General features: G+C 53.4%; 14 protein-coding genes. 12 read left to right on the top strand and 2 right to left on the bottom strand.

The features are described 5' to 3' along the window. From deoC to EYB31_RS33385, 9 genes are all read left to right on the top strand, one after another. On the top strand, positions 1-681 hold the full coding sequence (gene deoC, locus EYB31_RS33425; RefSeq protein WP_131017924.1) for a deoxyribose-phosphate aldolase: 681 nt from the start codon (positions 1-3) through the stop codon (positions 679-681). Positions 682-726: 45 nt separating this feature from the next. Continuing rightward, positions 727-2,094, top strand: a complete 1,368-nt coding sequence (locus EYB31_RS33420) for a class I SAM-dependent rRNA methyltransferase (protein ID WP_131017923.1) — start codon at positions 727-729, stop codon at positions 2,092-2,094. A 223-nt stretch (positions 2,095-2,317) separates the two neighbouring features. Further along, on the top strand, positions 2,318-3,937 hold the full coding sequence (locus EYB31_RS33415) for a helix-turn-helix domain-containing protein (protein WP_165452750.1): 1,620 nt from the start codon (positions 2,318-2,320) through the stop codon (positions 3,935-3,937). A gap of 98 nt (positions 3,938-4,035) precedes the next feature. Then, positions 4,036-5,106 carry an ABC transporter substrate-binding protein gene (locus EYB31_RS33410; protein WP_131017921.1) on the top strand — a complete coding sequence of 357 codons (1,071 nt, stop codon included), beginning with the start codon at positions 4,036-4,038 and terminating at the stop codon, positions 5,104-5,106. 112 nt (positions 5,107-5,218) lie between these two features. After that, positions 5,219-6,286, top strand: coding sequence for a FecCD family ABC transporter permease (locus EYB31_RS33405; RefSeq protein WP_240763141.1), 1,068 nt, complete (start codon positions 5,219-5,221; stop codon positions 6,284-6,286). Positions 6,287-6,351: 65 nt separating this feature from the next. Next, positions 6,352-7,326: a FecCD family ABC transporter permease gene (locus EYB31_RS33400; protein WP_420819494.1), complete on the top strand. Its 975-nt coding sequence runs from the start codon at positions 6,352-6,354 to the stop codon at positions 7,324-7,326. Between the two features lie 30 nt (positions 7,327-7,356). Then, a complete protein-coding gene (locus EYB31_RS33395) occupies positions 7,357-9,072 on the top strand; it encodes an ABC transporter ATP-binding protein (RefSeq protein ID WP_131017977.1) in 1,716 nt (571 codons plus the stop codon). Positions 9,073-9,126: 54 nt separating this feature from the next. Continuing rightward, complete coding sequence (locus EYB31_RS33390) at positions 9,127-10,110, top strand: ABC transporter substrate-binding protein (RefSeq protein ID WP_131017920.1); 984 nt, start codon at positions 9,127-9,129, stop codon at positions 10,108-10,110. 73 nt (positions 10,111-10,183) lie between these two features. Next, the gene (locus EYB31_RS33385) at positions 10,184-10,942 is read left to right on the top strand and encodes a G1 family glutamic endopeptidase (RefSeq protein ID WP_131017919.1); all 759 of its coding nucleotides are present in this window, start codon (positions 10,184-10,186) and stop codon (positions 10,940-10,942) included. A 33-nt stretch (positions 10,943-10,975) separates the two neighbouring features. Here EYB31_RS33385 and EYB31_RS33380 read toward each other — a convergent pair whose 3' ends face one another. Then, positions 10,976-12,796, bottom strand: a complete 1,821-nt coding sequence (locus EYB31_RS33380; protein WP_131017918.1) for a cache domain-containing sensor histidine kinase — start codon at positions 12,794-12,796, stop codon at positions 10,976-10,978. Continuing rightward, the gene (locus tag EYB31_RS33375) at positions 12,793-14,403 is read right to left on the bottom strand and encodes a response regulator (RefSeq protein WP_165452749.1); all 1,611 of its coding nucleotides are present in this window, start codon (positions 14,401-14,403) and stop codon (positions 12,793-12,795) included. The genes EYB31_RS33380 and EYB31_RS33375 overlap by 4 nt, the downstream gene beginning before the upstream one ends. Before the next feature lie 252 nt (positions 14,404-14,655). Between EYB31_RS33375 and EYB31_RS33370 the strand changes: the two genes are divergently transcribed. The 3 genes from EYB31_RS33370 to EYB31_RS33360 all read left to right on the top strand — a co-directional run bounded on the left by EYB31_RS33370 (position 14,656) and on the right by EYB31_RS33360 (position 18,122). After that, positions 14,656-15,645 (top strand): ABC transporter permease, encoded by a 990-nt coding sequence (locus tag EYB31_RS33370; RefSeq protein WP_131017916.1) that lies wholly within the window; start codon positions 14,656-14,658, stop codon positions 15,643-15,645. Positions 15,646-15,657: 12 nt separating this feature from the next. Continuing rightward, on the top strand, positions 15,658-16,530 hold the full coding sequence (locus EYB31_RS33365) for a carbohydrate ABC transporter permease (RefSeq protein WP_131017915.1): 873 nt from the start codon (positions 15,658-15,660) through the stop codon (positions 16,528-16,530). A 71-nt stretch (positions 16,531-16,601) separates the two neighbouring features. Further along, on the top strand, positions 16,602-18,122 hold the full coding sequence (locus tag EYB31_RS33360) for an extracellular solute-binding protein (RefSeq protein WP_131017914.1): 1,521 nt from the start codon (positions 16,602-16,604) through the stop codon (positions 18,120-18,122). Positions 18,123-18,142 lie beyond the last annotated feature (20 nt).

Genomic DNA, 18,142 nt, shown 5'->3' with positions numbered 1-18,142 from the left:
ATGGCAATTGAAGCTGGCAATATCGCACGGTATATCGACCATACATTATTGAAAGCGGATGCGGGCCGCGCTGCGATCGAGAAGTTGTGCGGCGAAGCAAAGCAGCACGAATTTTACAGCGTGTGCGTGAACGGCGTATGGGTGCCGTTATGCAAGGAACTGCTCGCCGGAACGCAGGTGAACATCAGCGTTGTGTGCGGTTTTCCGTTAGGCGCGATGCAATCCAAAGCCAAGGCGTTCGAAGCGGCGCAAGCTGCGGAAGACGGAGCAAACGAGATCGACATGGTGCTGCAGGTCGGCAAGCTGCTCGAAGGCGATTACGGCGCGGTGGAAGACGACATCCGTCAAGTGGTGCAAGCGGTGGAAGGCAAGGCGATCGTTAAAGTAATTTTTGAAACCGGCTTTTTAAACGATGAGCAGAAACGGACGGCATGCCGCCTATCGGAGCAAGCGGGAGCGCATTACGTCAAAACCTCGACCGGCTTTGGTCCGGGAGGCGCCACTGTGGACGATATTCGTCTGATGCGCGAATCGGTTTCCTCTCATATCGGCGTTAAGGCTTCCGGGGGAGTGCGCGACTTGCAGGCCGCATTGGCGATGATCGAAGCGGGAGCAACCAGATTGGGCACAAGCTCCGGGGTCGCTATTGTTAACGGGGTAACAGGCTCTTCTTCCTATTAATCATCCGATCGAAATTGAACCAAGAACAGGGGAATCAATCGCTGCATGGCAACCGTTATTTTAAACCGTAAACGGAATAAGCGGGTCGAGCAAGGCCACCCGTGGATTTTCAAAAATGAAATCGACCGCATCGAAGGCGAAGCCGCTGCCGGCGAGCTTGTTGCCGTACATAACGCGCAAGGCCAATATTTGGCGACAGGATTTATCAACACCGCATCGCAAATTACAGTGCGTGTCGTCTCTTATAAGCCTCTTGAGGAGCTGACTCACGAATATTTCGCCGAGCGCTTTCGCCGCTGCGCCGAACTCCGCAGCCGCTTCATTAAGGAAAGCGATTCGTACCGGCTTGTCTACGGAGAAGCGGACTTTTTGCCGGGATTAATTGTCGATAAGTTCGCGGACGTGCTGGTCGTGCAGATCCTGTCGCTGGGCATGGACCGCGTACGCGACCATATTGTCTCGGCGCTTGCCGAAGTGATTGCTCCGGCGGGCATTTACGAACGCAGCGACGTGCCGGTGCGCGAGCTGGAAGGGCTGGAGCAGAAGACCGGCCTGCTGTACGGGGAATGCCCGCGGCTGGTGGAAATTAAGGAAAACGGCCTGCGCCTGGTAGTCGATATCGTGCAAGGCCAGAAAACCGGATATTTCTTCGACCAACGGGAAAACCGCGCGGCGCTGGAGCCGCTGATGACCGGATGGGGCAAGACAAGCGGCATCACGTTACAAGAGGTTACTGCCGAAGACGGCAGCATCAAACGTGTTCCGCTGAACAAAAGCGGCAAAGAAGTGACGTTCCCGTATTGGGACGGCGCTACCGTGCTGGAGTGCTTCTCGCATACGGGCAGCTTTACGCTGCATGCCTGCAAATACGGCGCGAAAAAAGTGACCTGCCTCGATATTTCCGAACATGCGATCGAAAGCGCGAAACGCAACGTGGAGCTGAACGGTTTTACTGACCGTGTGGAGTTCGTAGCGGCCGACGCTTTCGAGTATTTGCGCGAGCAGGTCAAAGGGCAGGAGCAACGTCAGGAGCGTGGTCAGGCAGCGCTGAAGAAGGTCGACACCTCAAAGCCGCTGACTACAGGAGGACGTACTTGGGACGTCGTGATTCTCGACCCTCCGGCGTTTGCCAAATCGAAGACCGCCGTGGAGGGAGCGAAACGCGGCTACAAAGACATCAACTTGCAGGGCATGAAGCTTGTTAATGACGGCGGGTTTCTGGTAACCGCCAGCTGCTCGTACCATATGCATGCCGACATGTTTCTGGAAGCGGTGCATGAGGCGGCCGTTGATGCCGGCAAGCTGCTGCGTCTTGTCGAATTCCGCAGCGCGGGCAAAGACCATCCGTCCATTCTTGGCGTAGACGAAGGCCAATATTTGAAGTTTGCGATATTCCAGGTAATAAGCCGATAAAAACAGCTGATAAGCTTCCAGTCACCCGTTGCGGGTGGCGGAAGCTTTTTTGGCGTGTTAAGGGAAGCGGAGGTTCAATTCTCAACACGTGTCCTGAGCGTGGTCACGGCGCCGCATGGCGGCGGTCGAACCTGCGCGGTTGGCTCATAATTGACGTCGAGAATGATTATCAGTTACTATTTTCATGAAGTGCTTCAACATTTCACATGAAAGGGGATGCTTTATGACGAACGATCATCAGCCGTTTCCTGCCGGACCGGCAAGTTCGGATTGGATCAGCCGCATGTGGATCAGACTGGTTCATGTGTTTGAAGAAAACGACAAGCAAGACGCCTTTCGTCTGCTGCATGCCGCCGCCCCTTCGTATATGCTGATTGCGGCAGCCAAACGGCACGGCAATATCGTGATTGACGGTATATTGTCTCCGATAACTCCAGGGATCGTACATGTCATCCGGCCGGGCCAGCGGTTAGAGCTGCGATATCCGTCCGACGGGGAACAGGTGCTGTACGGATTTCATTTTGATATATACATGCCGGAGGAAAATGGGGTAGAGCAGGCGCTTATATCATGGGTGTCGGAGGAAACGATCGCAACTGCTTCAGCGCGTCTGATCGGGGTTTGCGAGAAAATAACCGTACATTGGCATAGCGGCGATGCGACGGATCGTCTGGTCAGCCAAGCCGGGTTTCAGGAGCTGCTGCATCTGCTGCTCAAAAAACAGGGACACCACGAGGATGCGCTGGACCAGGCCCGCGATTATTTGAGAAGTCATTACCGGGACGAAATTACGGTCGAACGTTTGTCCGAGTCGGCCGGCATGAGCCGGTACCATTTTATGAGATCGTTTAAAGACAGATTTGGCCAAAGCGTCATTGATTATTTGACCGAGTTGCGCACGAACCAAGCCAAACTGCTGATGGAGGAAGGCCGTTCGCTGCGGGATATTGCAGGTGAAGTCGGCTACAAAGATCCGCTTTATTTCAGCAGCCAGTTCAAAAAACATGTCGGCATTTCGCCGAGCATCTATATGGCCAACCGCAAATGTAAAACCGCCGCGTACAGTTGGCCCAATCTCGGCCATTTGCTGGCTCTGCAAATCATTCCTTATGCGGCTCCGATCGACCAATCCTGGACCGATGATTACCGGAAGCGGTACCGTTACGATGTCAAGGTTCCTTTAAGCCACGATTACGAGTTTAACAGAAAAGCGTTGTGGCGGGCCCGCCCTGACCGGATTGTCGCTTTGGAGGAAATGATTACCGATGAGGAGAAGATTAAGCTGCAGCAAATCGCTCCCGTCTTGTTTTTGCCGTGGCAGCAGGAAACATGGCGTGTACATCTGCAAATGACGGCCCGGTTTTTGGACAAAGAACAGGAGGGAGAGAAATGGCTGTCGCGTTACGATGACAAAGCCGACGCCGTACGGGAGAAGATTCCTGATGCTTTCAGGCAGGGTGGTCTGCTTATTCTTCATGTCTCCGCCAGAGGAATCAAAATTTGGGGCAAAAGAGCCGGAACCGTCCTCTATGACGATTTGCAGGTAGGCTGTGCCGGCGGTGTCGAGCGGATCCGATATACCGAATTTATCGAAGCGGAACAGCTCGCTGACTTCATGGCGGATGTCGTGCTGATGAATGTCATGAAGGATAGGCAGTCGCAAATGAACTGGAGCCGGCTGAAGCGATCCGAGCATTGGCAGCGCCTGAATGCGGTCCAAAATCGCCATGTATATGTGACGTCTGGCTTAACCTGGTTTGGCGAACCGATTATGGAATATACGGCGTATCAGCATTATCGTTTTTTGCAGCAACTGGACTTGTTATTTTGTGCCCGCGGGTGAGAGTAAAGTAAGCACCATTTCATATTCCTATCCCATCGGATCGTGATATATAATTGTATAATCGATAATGATTATCACTATCATCTTTGGAGGGGAATATGCTTTTTCATGACAAAACCGTTGGTGTTGAGCGGAGCGCACGACAGGCTGCAAATAAAATAATAGGGCGGACGCTGCTGCTGTTTATATTGTTTTTTACCGTTATCATTGCCGCTGCTTGCGGAAATAACGCCGGTTCTAATACGGCGGGGGCAGACAGCAGCACCGCCAACCAAGCGACCGCTTCGCCGTCTGCCGGCAAAACATCCGAGTCGCAGACGCAAACAGTGAAGCACGTCTTGGGAACAACAGAAGTTCCCGCACACCCTAAGCGTGTCGCCGTACATGGCCTTGAAGATATCATGTTGGCTTTGAAAGCCCCGATGGTTTACGCATACAGTGTGGACGGTCATTATTTGAGCGCCCAGCTCAAGGAATTAAAGGTGCCGACGTTTAATACGTGGGAACCGAATTTGGAGGCTATTTTATCGCAGCAGCCGGATCTTATCCTGATTAACAAAAATGCCGTCGATCCAAAATCGTACGCCGAACTTAGCAAAATTGCGCCGACCGTCGCTTTGGACGCGGGAGAGTGGAGAACGTCGATCGTCACGATCGGCAGCATATTGGGACTTGCAGATCAAGCGCAGGCCGTAATCAAGGCCCATGACGAGAAAATAGGGCAAGCCAAAGCGGCGATTGCCGGTGCGGTGGGAGCGGATAAAACGGTCGCTTATATTCGTCCTTCGGACAAGGAGCTGCAGCTGTTTTTTCCAAGCTTTAATCTGGTGTACAGGGATCTCGGCTTAAAGCCCGACGCAAGTGTGATTGATTATCAGAAGCAAACTGCCGACGATTGGGGCATGAATTTGTCGCTGGAGAAACTGCCGACGATTACCGCGGATTATGTGTTCGCCATATACGGTTATTCGCTCGAAACGGAAGCCGAATTTCAACAGCATGTCGCCGCTTCGAAGGAAATTGAGAAATTGCAGGTATGGAAAGCAATGCCGGCGGTGCAACAAAACCATCTGTTTAAAGTGTCGGCCAGACACTGGATTTCTGCCGGACCTATCGCCGAAAGCAGGGAAATCGACGACGTGGTCGCGGCGATCACAGGCAAGAAATAGCGATGCGCACGTGCAGCATAGGCGGCTTCTTGGCGAAGCGGCCTATTGGTGCTGTCATGCTGCCAATATCATGAGGATCGTAAAGATGGCGAATATGAAAAAGGTGGCTTATATGATTCGTAGCAAGGTAGCGGATAACGATAAAGCGGGACCCGCCGGCGCTGCGCCGGCAGTTCGATGGCGTTCCCGTCCATGGGCGGCGACGCTGATTCTGACCGGCGGTTTGGCGGCGCTTGTTTTGGGCATGCTGCTTTCCGTCTCGCTTGGCGCGGAAGATATCCGTTTTGCAACCGTATGGGAAGCGGTCTTCCGTTTTAATCGGCATCTGACGCAACATCAGATTATCCAGGAGCTGCGTTTGCCGCGCGTGCTTGGGGGGGCGATAGTTGGCGCCTGCTTTGCCGTAGCCGGCGCAATCATGCAGGGGATGACGCGCAACCCGCTGGCGGATTCGGGTTTGCTTGGCCTTAATGCGGGCGCCGGATTTGCGCTGGCGCTTTGTTTTGCTTTTGTGCCCGGGCTGCCGTATATGTATCTGATCTTGTATTCGTTTGTAGGCGCCGGGCTTGGTGCAGCGCTTGTTTACGGCATAGGTTCGCTTGCGAGAGGGGGGCTTACGCCGATCAGGCTGGTGCTCGCCGGAGCTGCCTTATCGGCGCTGCTGACGGCGCTTAGCGAAGGCGTGGCGTTGTATTACCGCATCGGCCAGGACCTTGCGTTCTGGTATGCGGGTGGGGTCGCGGGTACGAAATGGCTGCAGCTGAAGATTATGTTCCCGTGGGTAGCGGTCGCAATGGTTGGGGCTTTCGCTTTGTCTCGCGCCTTTACGATGCTTAGTCTAGGGGACAATGTGGCCCAAGGTCTTGGCGTGCGCACCGGGCTGGTTAAGCTGGGCGGAGCCGCTATCGTGCTTATTTTGGCCGGCGCCGGGGTTTCGGCTGTCGGAGTGGTCGGCTTCGTAGGACTGATTATCCCGCATATCACACGCAGGCTGGTTGGCGTCGATTACCGCTGGATCATCCCTTGTTCGGCCGTGCTTGGCGCGCTTCTTGTCGTATTCGCCGATCTGGCGGCCAGAATGCTTAACCCGCCCCATGAGACGCCCGTTGGTGCGATTATTGCGCTGATTGGCGTACCGTTTTTCCTTTATTTGGCGCGCAAGGAGGAGAGAGAGCTGTGAAGCTGCAAGCAACCGCCTTGACACACGCGGAGAGGCGTATCCGCCAGCGAAATGCTGCCATTCTGATGGCACTTGTGATCTTGATCGTTCTGGTCTTTATCCTTAGTATGAACACCGGCTTCACCCGCCTTTCTCCGTTTGATTTGCTGCGCACATTGTTTGGGGGCGGGACAAGCAAGGAACGTCTGATTTTATTCGATTTCCGTTTGCCGCGCATCGTGATTTCCGTATTAATCGGAGCAGGGCTTGCCGTATCGGGTTGCGTCATGCAAGGAATATCGCGCAATGCGCTGGCCGATCCCGGCATTCTGGGCATCAACGCCGGTGCGGGGCTGGTTGTGCTGCTGTTTATCGCATTTTTTCCGACAACGGCCGCCGCCCCGGTATTTCTGCTGCCTGTGCTGGCATGGGCCGGCGCGGGGCTGACCGCTGCGCTGATCTTTTCCTTGTCCTATAAGCGGCACCAGGGGTTGTCGCCGACCCGGTTGCTGCTCTCCGGCGTGGCTGTGGCAGCGGGCATCAGTTCGGTGACAATTGTGCTCATGCTCCGAATCAGCCCGGATAAATATCAGTTTGCCGCCACATGGATGGCAGGCAGCATCTGGGGAACCAACTGGAAGTTCGTGCTGGCGCTGCTGCCGTTTATTGTCGTGCTGCTGCCATTTGTCATCTGCAAAGCCCGGACGATGAATGTGCTTCATCTCGGAGAAGCGACGGCGACCGGGCTTGGCGCGCGTGTGCCGAGAGAGCAATTGACGCTGCTGGCGGCTGCGGTCGGGCTGGCGGGATCGTGTGTTGCGGTTAGCGGCGGCATCGGCTTTGTTGGCTTGATCGCACCGCATATCGCACGGCGGTTGGTCGGTCCGAGCCATCAGACGCTGCTGCCGGCTTCCGCATTAACCGGCGCTCTGCTGGTGATTGCCGCCGATACGCTGGGACGCTGGATTTTGCAGCCGGCGGAAGTGCCGACGGGCATCGTTGTGGCCGTGATCGGAGCGCCGTATTTTCTATATCTGCTGTCCAGGACAAAAGGAGGATGAAATGACGAAAGGAGGAAGGAGCGGATGGACATGCTGCGCAAATTTTTTGCTTATTATAAGCCTTATAAAACGTTGTTTTTGATCGATTTTGGCTGCGCCGTTTCCTCGGCGGTGATGGAGCTTGGATTTCCGCTGGCGGTTAACAAGTTTATCGACGATTTGCTGCCCGGCGGCAAATGGCTGCTTATCCTGTGGGCTTGCCTTGGCTTGCTGGCGATGTATGCGTTGAACAGTCTGCTGCAATATATCGTTACGTATTGGGGGCACCGGTTGGGCATTAACATTGAGACGGACATGCGCGCAAAGCTGTTTGCCCATGTGCAGAAGCTGTCGTTCCGATTTTTCGATAACAACAAAACCGGCCATCTGCTGGCCCGTATGACCAGCAATTTGATGGAAATCGGGGAAATGGCGCATCATGGGCCGGAAGATTTATTTATTGCGGCGATGACGCTGATCGGCGCTTTTGTGCTGATGCTGATGATCAATTGGAAGCTAGCCCTGCTTTCGGTGGTCGTCATACCGGGGTTAATCGTTCTTTCGCTTTATTTCAACCGCAAAATGATCCGCGCGTTCCAGCGTATGTTCAAGGACATCGGCGAGTTTAACGCGCGGGTGGAAGATAGCATCGGCGGTGTTCGTGTTGTGCAGGCATTTACCAACGAGCAGCATGAAGCCGCGCAGTTTGCCAAAAACAACGAGCAGTACCGGCAGACCAAGTTCGTATCGTACAAAATCCAGGCGCAAAACGCTTCGGCCAGTTATTTTCTGATGCGGTTTGTCATTTTGTTTGTGCTTGTGTGCGGCACATGGTTTGTCGTGAAAGGCGAGATGACAAGCGGGGAGTTTGTCGGTTTCCTGTTGCTGTCGGGCGTATTTCTCGGCCCGATCAATAAAATCAATGCGGTTATTGAAAGTTACCCGAAAGGCATGGCCGGCTTCAAAAGTTATTTGGAGCTGCTCGAAACAAAACCCGACATTGCCGACGCGCCCAACGCGATGGATCCCGGTCCTCTGCGCGGCGACATCCGCTACAGCGGGGTAACATTTGGCTACGATAACGAAGCGAAGGTGCTGAACAACGTCGATCTGACGATCCGCGCCGGGGAAACCGTCGCTTTCGTCGGGCCGTCCGGCGCCGGGAAAACGACGCTGTGCAGCCTGCTGCCGCGTTTCTATGAAGCGCAGGCGGGTACGATTACGGTGGATGGAATCGACATCGCCCGGATGAAGCTGGCGTCTTTGCGCGGCCAAATCGGCATTGTACAACAGGACGTATTTCTGTTTGCGGGAACGATTTATGACAACATCGCTTACGGCAATCTGCAGGCAACGGAGGAGGAAATCCGGGAAGCGGCGCTTCGGGCGCGTTTGCAGGCGTTTATCGACTCCCAGCCGGACCGCATGCAGACCGTGATTGGGGAACGCGGCGTGAAGCTGTCGGGGGGCCAGAAGCAGCGGCTGGCGATCGCCAGGATGTTTCTGAAAAACCCGCCGATCCTTATTTTGGACGAGGCGACTTCCGCGCTTGACACCGAAACCGAGAAAGCGATTCAGCAGTCGCTGGCCGAATTGTCGGAAGGGCGGACAACGCTGATCATCGCACACCGGCTGGCCACGATAAAAAACGCCGACCGGATCGTTGTGGTGACCGAACAAGGCATCGCCGAGCAAGGGAAACATCAGGAGCTGGTTGCGGCGGGAGGTATTTATACGCGGCTGCATGAGGCCCAGTTCGGTTCGTAAGAGCGCACGCAAACAAGGATTGTGATATCGCAACAGGAAGAAAGGGGAAAAAACATGGTTCACTTATGGAATAAAACGACAGCCAAGCGGCTGTGTATATTGATGCTGTTGGCTGCGCTGCTGACCGCTTGCGGCGGTCCGGCTCCGGCCGGGACGGGAGATGCGGCGTCCGCTTCTTCCGAGACCGGCTCCACAAAAATATACAAGGATGCGCTTGGCCGGGAAATATCCGTTCCCGCTCATCCCAAACGGGTAATTACAACGCAGTATTTACCGGAGCTGCTGGCTGCGGGCGTCAAACCGGCGGGAGCCGCGACGCATCTGCTGACAAGTTTTGCATCCGTCAAAGATCAAATAGCCGGAATTGAGGATATCGGCGCCGCAAGCAGCCCAAATATGGAAAAAATATTGGCCTTGCAGCCCGATTTGATTATCGCAACGGAAATGCTGCAAGGGCAGCTCGATCAATTAAACAAAATCGCGCCGACTGTCGTTGTTAAATGGGAGGGCAGCGATGTTTTCCGACATTTCAACGATGTAGCCGAGGTAGTCGGACAAAAAGAGAAAGCGCAGGAATGGATCCAAACGTTTAATAAAAAAGGCGAAGAAACAAGAGCCAAACTTGCCTCTTATGTAAAAAAAGAAGAAACGTTTGGCGTTGTTGTGATCGGCGGATATGAGAAAGGGCAATTGAGAGTGTACGGCGGCGGCAATGTGGCCTATACGTTGTTCGAGACGCTGCATTTCCCGATGACGGAGACGGTTAAGAAAGAATGGAGCAAGGAAGGACATGAAAACGGCATGAAGATTTCTTTGGAGAAGCTGCCCGAATACGCTTCGGCGGACCGCTTGTTCCTGGTCAGGTTCGACAACGATCCCGATTTTCTTAAACAAGTGGATGACAGCATGCTTTGGAAAAACCTCCCCGCCTTCAAAAACAATAAGGTTTACACCGTCAATCCGGATCTATGGTTTTCTTACGATGTGATGTCGTTGTCCGCACAGCTGGATGACGTGGTGCAATTATTGAGCAAGTAAACGTATTTTTATACGAACCAACAGGCTGAATCCGGCATTGAATGTAGCATAGCCGCATAAGGAGGATTCAGCGATGGCCAGCAAACAAGTGCGCCGCGGGGGCACTGTGTATAATTTAAGTCAGAAGCAGGCAAGCAGCTCGGGATTCGGGTGGACATCCAGCAATTGGTCGGGTTACGCCATTACCCGGGGAAAAGGAGGTTTCACCTCGATAACCGCAAATTGGGTCGTACCAAAGGTGAGCCCCAGCAAAAAATCGACGTATTCCTCCGCATGGATCGGGATTGACGGCTATAACAACAGTTCATTAATCCAGACCGGCACGGAGCACGATTTCGAAAAGGGCAAAGCGCTTTATTACGCCTGGTGGGAAATACTCCCCGCTGCCGAAACGAGAATCAAACTTCGCGTCAGACCGGGCGATTTCATCAGCGCCAGCATTCGGAAATTAAGCGGGAAAAAATGGTCGATCCGGCTGACCAACCACACGAGAAATTGGACGTTCCGAACGGTCAGAACGTATACCGGGCCGCAAACGTCCGCGGAGTGGATTATGGAAGCGCCGGAAATCAACGGCCAAATCTCCACGCTTGCCCGTTACAGCCGGACTAAATTTGCAAATTGCAGTGTCAACGGCAAAAATCCGAACCTGCAAATCTCCAATGGCGGCGTGATGACGCAAAATAACAAAACCGTGTCGACGCCATCGGTGCCCTCCCGCAGCAGAAACAGCTTTTCCGTTGCGTACGGCTCAAGACGCCCAGTTGTCTCCAATTCCAGGCCGCTGCTGCTGATTAAGTTCCGGGGCAAGACGCGAGTCGCCTTAGTATAAGGCCCGCGTTGCGGCGCCGTCTCCTTGCGACAATTAACCGGTCAGCCCGTTAGGGCGAGGGCCGGTTATTTTCATGAGCAGACTTACCCGCGTCCAGTTCCCCGGCTCGGATACAATCGTCAACCCGCAGCCCGGTTCGTTTCTGGAATACAAGCGAATGCGTTCGTGAACGTTGTACAGTCCGAAGTTTTGGATGGCCGCGGGGTCGGCGGGAGCGTCAAGCAGCTTCTCGAGACGTTCTGCGGAAATGCCTACGCCGTCGTCCTGCACTATAATGATCAGGTTGTCTTTATCCAAGGCGGCCGTAATCGTAATTACGCCGTGTTTCGGCCGCTTCTGATTGATGCCGTGAAGCACCGAATTTTCAACCAATGGTTGAATAATCATTTTCGGGATGCAGCATACAAGAGCTGCGTCGTCGATGCGGTACACCATATGAATCCCGTCGTCATTGCGTTTGTTTTGGATGTACATATACGAGCGGATCAACTGCAGCTCTTCATCCAATGTAACGATGTATCGTCCCTTGCTGAGGCTTTGCCTGAAATACGCCGATAACGATTCGATCATATCGCTGATGTCGTCCGCATGTCGCCGGATCGCCATCCAGTGGATGCTGTCAAGCGTGTTGTACAAAAAATGCGGGTTAATCTGGGCTTGCAGCGCGTTCAACTGGGCGTCCCGCTCCAGCAGCTTGGCCTGATACGATTCGGCCGTAAGGTCGTGCACCGTCTGGACCATACGCGCTACGCCTTGCTCCAGCTCGCGCAGGTCGCTGCTGCTGCGGGAATCGAGGCGGCCGATGCCTTCCGTCTTCAGCGTCAAAATGAGCTCGCGGATTCTGCGGCTTAACCTTTCGGCTGCATAAGCAAAGGCGAGTACAAGAATAAGGATGAACACGATTGAAAAACCGGCAAGGATAATGACGGCGGAAATTTTCGTGAGCGCTATGCTTTCGCCCGACATTTCGGCGGATGGAAGTTTGGCTACGATCGTCCATTCGGAGAGCGGGATATGGCGGTACAATACCGTGATGCCGGCGCCGGCGGCATCGCTTTTGAAATAACCGTCCTCATGCCCTTGGATTGAGCTTATTTGTTCGGCCGACAAATCGGAAGGTGTGCCGATTTTGGCATGATCCCGGTAGGAAACGATCATTCCCTCTTTATCGATGATAAACACTTCCTGCGACGGGGCCAACTCGATATGATCGAGAATTTGCCGCAGCAGCTGCTCCTTCACGTCGATCACCAGCGCACCAATTACTTTGTCGTAGTTGGTCGGGTCGTGCAGCACACGCGCCGCCGAGGCGACGTAGGCGGCATCGCCGCCAAGATAGCTTTGCAGATGAGTTCCCCCCCAATACACCGCACCGTTTCGGGCCTTTATTTTGGCGTACCAGCTTTCGCTTTGAACGTTCCGCAGCGGGAAGAAATGCAGCGATTCATTGGCGTACAGCAGCTCGGGCTGGACGAAAATGCGGATTTGCCGGACATCCCGGTTTCGCTCTCCGCTGCCGACGAGTTTTTCCAGCGCTTGAAAATCTCCGTATTGCAAATAAGACGGTTTTGCCAAGTCAGACAAAAATCCAAAAACATCCGGATTGGCGATAAATCCGTCGGAAATGTTCTCGATCAGTTCAAGCCGGCCTGAAATGTTATATTCCGCTTGTTTTAGCGTTTGCAGCATCGACGCGCTCATGTCGCGTTCGAGAATGGCGGACGTTTTCTGGTAATATCCGTACATCAGCAAGCAGCTGGGCAAAAAAATAAAAATCAAATAAATGAGCAGCGCCTTCTTGACCATGCTCGACTTGGAGATGCCGTTTAGCAGTGAAGCGATCCGTTTTCTCATACCGGCATCTCCCGAAATTCGCTGGGAGTCAGCCCCGTATGTTTCTTAAATAGCTTGCTGAAATAACTCGGGTCTTTATACCCGACGGCGTAGCAAATATCGTATGTCTTATAACTCGGGTCGGCCAGCAGCTGTTTCGCTTTGCGCAAACGCGCTTCAATGACGTAATCGTTGATCGTGAGTCCGGTTTCCTGCTTAAACAGCAGGCATATATACGTTGGCGTCAAATAAACGGCGGCGGCGATTTCGGCGATCGTCAAATCTTTGGCAAAGTGTTCATCGATATAACTTTTGATCAGCGTCACCACGTTGCGTGTTTTATGTTCGCGTTTATCGGCAACGACATCGTAAGCCAAACGGACATGCTGCAGCAGCAGCAGCTTCAGTTCGGCCACCGTCTCGATTCCGGAAAGCCGGTTCATCAGCTGCCGTTCGCTGGTCTGCACCGTCCCGGCGGAAGCGTCAAGCTCCAGCAGCAGCTCCGAGCAGGCGATGATCATATACATGCAGAGATTGCGGCCGTGCTGGACGGGAGCGGCCCCGTGGCCTTTGCCAAACGCTTCGCTGACATAACGCTCGACCGTTTCCCAATTCGGCGCCTTGAGCACGGAAATGCAGGAGCGTACGTCAAGCTGCACCGTTTGCTGGTGCGGACCGGGAACGGCAGCCAGCGAATCCATCGTAATGATCTGATTTTTGCCCAGAAACCAGCGGTGTTCCGCAGCTTCGGCAGCGGTACGGTATGCTTCCGGGAGCGAAACCCAGTCGCGTACGGTGCAGCCGACCCCGATCGTCACATTAATTTTGAGCAGGCGGTTCATTTGGTTTCTGCATTCCTCGATCGTTGTGAACAGCTGTTCTTCTTCATGATCGGCGCTGAAATGCACAAGCCCGACATATTCGCCTGGCTTGGTCTCGAACGTATGGCCGCAATAGGCGGCTTTGACGATATCTTCGCTAATGTTCAGCAGCGCAAACGACAGCAGCTGCTTCTCCCGCTCCGGCATCCCGGCGAGGGCGGCGGCATAATCGTCGATGCGAATGACAAATACGCCAAGACGGGCGGCTTGAACGGGCAAGTCGATGTTCAGCAGCTGAAACTTCTCCTCCAGCGATTCGTGCGACCGGATCCCGTCCACGACCAGCGTGGTCAAATATCGTTCGCGCAGCAGCGGGATGCTTTGGTTGAGCTTCATCTGCTGAGCCAACCGATTATGTCTGGCCTCATCTTCTTCCTGCAGCAGCAATACGACGCGGGCAAGCACCTCCTGCAGCTCCTGAAGCCGTACAGGCTTCAAAATGTAGTCTATCGCATCCAGCTTCAGCGCCGATTTTAAATAATCGATATCCCCAAAACCGCTAATCATGATGATTTTTACCGACGGATGGGTTTCACGCAGCTTTTCCGCCAACGCGATCCCGTCCATATGCGGCATCCGCACATCCGTCAGCACGATATGAATGGAGCGGGCGGCGACAAGCGGCAGGGCGATTTCGCCGTCTTCCGCTTCGCCGGCAAGCTCCAGGCCAAGCGCCGCCCAATCGACGCAATCGCGCAAGCCCGAACGCACCGACGTTTCATCGTCGACGATCAGCACACGGTACATATACATTCCCCTTTGTCGTAAGATAGCAGCTTAAAAGCAAAAGCTGCAAGTGCGGATCACGGTCCGCAGTTTTTTTTGGACGATTTCACCGCAAATAGGCGTTTTCTAGAAAGGAACACCTGAAATCGTAATCCGTTCCCGTTTATCCAAATTCCAAGGCTATATACAATAAATACGTAAGCTTCATCCACGCCACTATTGTAAGAGCAAAAAGAAGGCGGTGTAAACCCTTTCTTGGAAAGGAACGATTTCATGAGCAAAACCGCAGTGACACCGACAGATCATGCCGCAAGGGGGGATAATCGCAAACCACGCACAAGCCGGTCGGGCTTCTGGCATTATGCCGTCAAAAACCCCGATTTGTACTTGATGTCGATACCGGGATTGCTGTTCCTGGTCATATACAAATTTATTCCTTTGTACGGGCTTACGTTGGCTTTTAAAGATTTTAATTTGTTTATCGGGGACAACATCATTGATTCCGTGGTGAAAAGCCCTTGGGTCGGCTGGAAGCATTTTGCCCGGATTTTCCACGAACCCGCTTTTTTACAGGTAATCGTCAACACGCTGCTGATCAGCTTGTACAAGCTTGTGTTTCTTTTCCCGGTGCCGATCCTGATCGCTTTGATGCTTAACGAACTGCGGATCGGATGGATGAAACGGTGGGTTCAAACCATCGTGTATATGCCGCATTTTTTGTCCTGGGTTATTGTATTTGGCTTGTTTTTCTCCTTGCTGGGCTCGTATGGCATCGTGAATCAGGTCCTTGGGGCGTTTGGCATCGAGAGCGTCAGCTTTTTTTCCGACGCCGGCTGGTTCCGGTCGCTGCTTGTGTTTACGGACGGCTGGAAGGACAGCGGCTGGAATACGATTTTGTTTCTCGCCGCCATGACGTCCATCGATCCGCAGCAATACGAAGCGGCGATTGTCGATGGCGCGGGCCGGTTCAAACGAATTTGGCATATTACGGTACCCGGCATCGTTCCGGTCATCATGCTGGTGTTTGTACTGCGTCTCGGTCAGGTACTGAACGCCGGGTTTGAGCAGGTGCTGGTGATGTACAATCCGGCGGTTTACGGAGTGGCGGACATTATCCAAACCTACGTGTACCGGATCGGTCTCGGCAAGCTGGATTTCAGTTTGTCGACGGCGCTGGGGCTGTTTGAATCGGTTGTATCGTTTGTGCTGATTATGTCCAGCAACGGGCTCAGCCGCCGTTATTTGGGCAGAAGCATATGGTAGGAGGGGCTGTAGATGAGAGATAGAGGGCTGGGCAACCGCTTGTTTGATGCGGCAAATGTGATCGTTTTAACCGTGATTGGCCTGATTTGTTTGCTGCCGTTTCTTCATGTGCTGGCCAAATCGCTCAGCGATCAGGCAGCCGTCATGGCAGGCAAAGTTACGTTTTACCCGCTTGGCTTGAATATGGGCGCGTTTGAATTTGTGTTTGGCAAGTCGCGGTTTTTCGACGCGCTTCAGGTGACGTTGTTTGTTACGGTAATCGGCACGCTGCTGAGCATGGCGATTACGATTATGGCCGCATACCCGCTGTCCAAACCGGAATTTCGCGGGCGCAAGCCGATTTTGCTGCTGTATGTATTCAGCATGTTGTTTTACGGCGGGATCATACCCGGCTACATCCTGATGAAGGGGCTGGGCCTCTTGGATACCGTGTGGGCGATGATTATTCCGCTGCTGGTCGTGCCGTTTAATTTATTTGTTTGCAAAACGTTTTTTGAAGGTTTGCCGGAAAGCGTCGAGGAATCGGCCAAAATGGACGGGGCTTCCAACTTCCGCATCCTTATTTCCATCGTGCTGCCGATTTCGCTGCCGGTGGTGGCGACGCTGGGCATCTTTTATGCGGTGGGCTACTGGAACAATTATTTTCACCCGCTAATTTACATCAATTCCGTCAGTTTGAAGCCGCTGCAAATTTATTTGCAGGATGTGCTTTCGAATACCGAAGACGTGCTGGCCCAGCAGCCTGAAGATGTGAGGTTGCGTCTGTCGCCGGAAGGCTTGCGGGCGGCAGCGGTGATCGCAACCGTGCTCCCGATATTGCTTGTGTACCCCTTTTTGCAAAAATATTTTGTGCACGGGTTAACGGTAGGTTCGGTAAAGGGGTAGCACATAGTTGGTTACGATTTTGGGGCTATGCCTTAAAATATATAAATAGATGACAAGGGAGGCTGCACAACATGAAGCAACGCAAATTAAAGATGGGGACGTTTGTCTCCGCAGCTGTGGCGCTGGCGATGGTTGCCGGCTGCTCGGCGGGCGGCGCAAAGCAGGAAACGAAGGGACCCGAAACAAAAGCGGGCGAAACCGGAGCCCAGGCGGATGCGAACAAAGCGAAGCCGGCGCTGAAGGTGCTTGGCTTTAACGTAGCATTTGATCCGAATGCCGATCCGGTTGCCAAAGATGTAGAACAGCGGACCGGGTACAAGGTGAATTACGCCGTGCTGCCCAAAGACAAACCGGAGGAGAAGCTGAATATCGAGATTGCCTCGGGCACGGAATACGACATTTTGGACTTGACGCCTTCGCAGTTTTATACCTTGGTTGCGCAAGGGGCGCTGCAGCCGATCGACGACTTGGTAAACAAATACGGCACCAATATGAAGCAGGCGATTTCGGCGTCATCCTGGGAGCTGGGGAAATACAACGGCAAGCTGTACGGCGTGCCGCAAAAAAACGAAAGGCCCAACATCGAAAAAACGATGATTGTCCGCCAGGACATATTGACCGAGCTGGGTCTGAAGATGCCCGAAACGCTTGACGAATTGTATGCAACGCTGAAGACGATCAAAGAGAAGAAACCCGACATGATTCCGCTGACCGGCAACAACATGGACGTATATATGATCTACAGCGGATTGGGGTTATACACGGACTGGGCGGAAATCGGCGGGCAGCTGCTTCCGCGCATCAAGCAGCCGGCAATGAAGGACTACATGGCGTTTATGCGCAAGCTGTACACCGAAGGATTGCTTGATAAGGATTGGGCGGTTAATAAAACGGCGCAAGCGCAGGAGAAATTCGTCGGCGGGAAAGCGGCGATGATTTCGGGCTCATGGAATGACGCATCCAATATGAATGCGGCTTTTACGAAAAATATCCCGAGCGGCAAGATGGGCTACATGCTTCCGCTCAAAGGCCCCGACGGCAAGTCGGGCGTGCAGATGGAAGATAAGCTGCTGTACGTGCATGCGATTCCGAAGTCTTCCAAACATGCCGAAGACGCCGTCAAGTTTATGGACGCCAAGCTGCAGATGGATACGTTTACCTTTTTGACTATGGGCGAAAAAGGCAAGACGTTTAATGAAGAAAACGGCGTTTACAGCCCGATTATGCCGATTTTCACGGAGCAGCGGGGCAACGCGTATTGGTTCCTCGACGGTATTCAGGAGGTCAAATACGCCGATATGTGGCTGGCCAGGCTGCGTCGCACCCCAACGTTGTTTGAAGCGTTTAGCGCGATCAATAAAGATTTTGACAAATATGCGAAAAGGAATCCGATTGCGTTTATGCCGCCGATCGAAGTGGTTGGTAAAAACCAGGCCGCTTTGACGCAAAAGGAAAACGATTATTTCATCAAGCTGCTGCTCGGCGGGGAATCGGTCGATAATTTCGATAAATTTATCAAGGATTGGGAATCTTCCGGGGGCGGCGATGTTGTGAAAGCCGTAAACGACTGGTACAAAACAACGAAAAAATAAGCAGAGCGAATCAATTTGAC

It is taken from the genome of Paenibacillus thalictri, assembly GCF_004307995.1.
Lineage (GTDB): Bacteria > Bacillota > Bacilli > Paenibacillales > NBRC-103111 > Paenibacillus_AF > Paenibacillus_AF thalictri.
This window is presented reverse-complemented; position numbering and strand designations above follow the sequence as displayed.